This window comes from Affinundibacterium baiyunense (assembly GCF_018139645.1).
Classification (GTDB): Bacteria; Pseudomonadota; Gammaproteobacteria; order Burkholderiales; family Burkholderiaceae_D; genus Undibacterium; species Undibacterium baiyunense.
Map to the genome: position 1 here is coordinate 1 of NZ_JAGSPM010000024.1, position 1,878 is coordinate 1,878.

1 protein-coding gene is annotated in these 1,878 nt (G+C 45.9%); it reads left to right on the forward strand.

From position 1 onward, the window contains the following. On the forward strand, window positions 1–1,878 hold a 1,878-nt coding region (locus KDM92_RS18180; RefSeq protein WP_212685775.1), incomplete at both ends, for a DUF4214 domain-containing protein.

Below are 1,878 nucleotides of genomic sequence, written 5' to 3' on the forward strand. Positions count from 1 at the left end.
TAACGTCGCCCCAGTTATTGGTGGCGCATTAGCTGGACAAACAGTCAATCAAGGCTCGACACTGAATCCTTTTGCGTCCATCACCATCACTGACCCCGATGTTGGTGCGTCCGAAACTGTTACCATCACGGTTGATAACGCTGCCAAGGGCGCTTTTACTGCCGCCTCACTCTCCGCTAGTGGTTTCTCTACTGCAGACGGTGGCACTACCTACACCCATACAGCTGTTTCTCCCGCCTCTATCCAAACTGCCTTACGTGCCCTAGTATTTCAACCCGCATCTGGTCGTCTATCTATTGGGGCTTCTGAGACCGCAACATTCTCTCTTTCTGTCTCCGATGGTATCGCTCCTGCTGTGTTGAATAATGCTACTACCGTCACTATCAACGGTGTTAATGTTGCACCTACCGCAATTGCATTAAGTAGCAATTCTTTGTCTGAAACAGCCATCGGTCCTCTGCTTATTGGCACTCTCAGTAGCACTGACAGTAATCTAGGTGATACACATACCTACTCTTTTGACAATACCGGCAATCAAATCAACTATTTGTTTAACATTACAGGCAATACCCTCAACCTCAACTCTATGCAGAGCGTATCGACCGGCGACTATCAGATTAAAGTCAAAGCCACCGATGCTGGGGGGTTGAGTTTTACTCAAACATTGCTAATTCGCGTTGATGATGCCGTCGCTCCTGGTGTGAGTGCCTTAACTTATAGCCTCAATCCCAATCAGGCTAATAGCGTTCAGTATGTTTTGCGTTTTAACGAGGCGGTCAGTGGCGTAGATTTAAGCGATTTTAGTTTATTCACTTCTGCAGGTCTCACCGCCTCCGTACAAGGCTTAACCGTGATTGATGCTAAGACTTATCAAGTGACAGTTAGTAATATCACTGGACAAGGCAGCTTGCATCTCGATCTCAATGCACAAAATACCGGCATTACCGATACCGCTGGCTTTGCTTTTACTGGCGGTATCACTGGTGCTACTTACTTTACCAACAGTGATAGCGACAACGTCCCAGATTCCATCGAATCAACTGTCCCTAATCTGTTTAAAGCAGGTACTGGTGATGGGAATGGTGATGGCACTTTGGATAGTCTGCAAACTAATGTAAGTTCTTTACTTTGGAAAGAACTGCCAGGTGGTAAAACCACCTACTTTACCTTGGCTAATAAGGCCGGTATTGAGCATGTCGCTGTCAATCCTTTACCTAAGCCTGTGCTAAATGCTAATGATTTGTCTTTGCCGTTTGGCTTAGTCGATTTTGATGTGCAAAAAGCGCCTTTGAATCAGTCGGTGAAATTCTCTTTCTTTACGGATGCGAATGCGCCGATCAATGGCTTCTGGGTTCAAGATAAAACTGGTGCATGGGTTAATTTAGCGAGCAATATCTCGTTAATTGATGGTAAATACCGCGTCGATTTGCAGATCACTGATGGTAGTCCATTTGATCTTTCTGTTAAGGGGGATGGGCATATCCATGTTCAGGGCGGGCTTGGTTGGAAACAGTCGGCTTCTGCCTTTAGTAACATTACCGCTGATTGGGATGGTGACGGTATTCCTGATGCGATTGAAACCAAGATGGGCACCAATCCTCTCGTCAAAGATAATAACGTCTTGCAAAGTGCTGAGAAATTTGCGATGCAGATGTATCGTGATTTCTTGTTCCGTGAAGCTGATTCTGCTGGACTCAATTATTGGGTACAGCAAATCGAACAAGCGGGGATGAGTCGTGCCAAAGTCGCGGCTTCTTTCTTGGCATCAAACGAGTTCCAACAGGGAATTGGTAGTTTAGCCCGTCTCTACTTTGGGGCTTTTGATCGCATTCCTGATCGTGATGGTCTTGATTATTGGATCAAACAATATAACGCGGG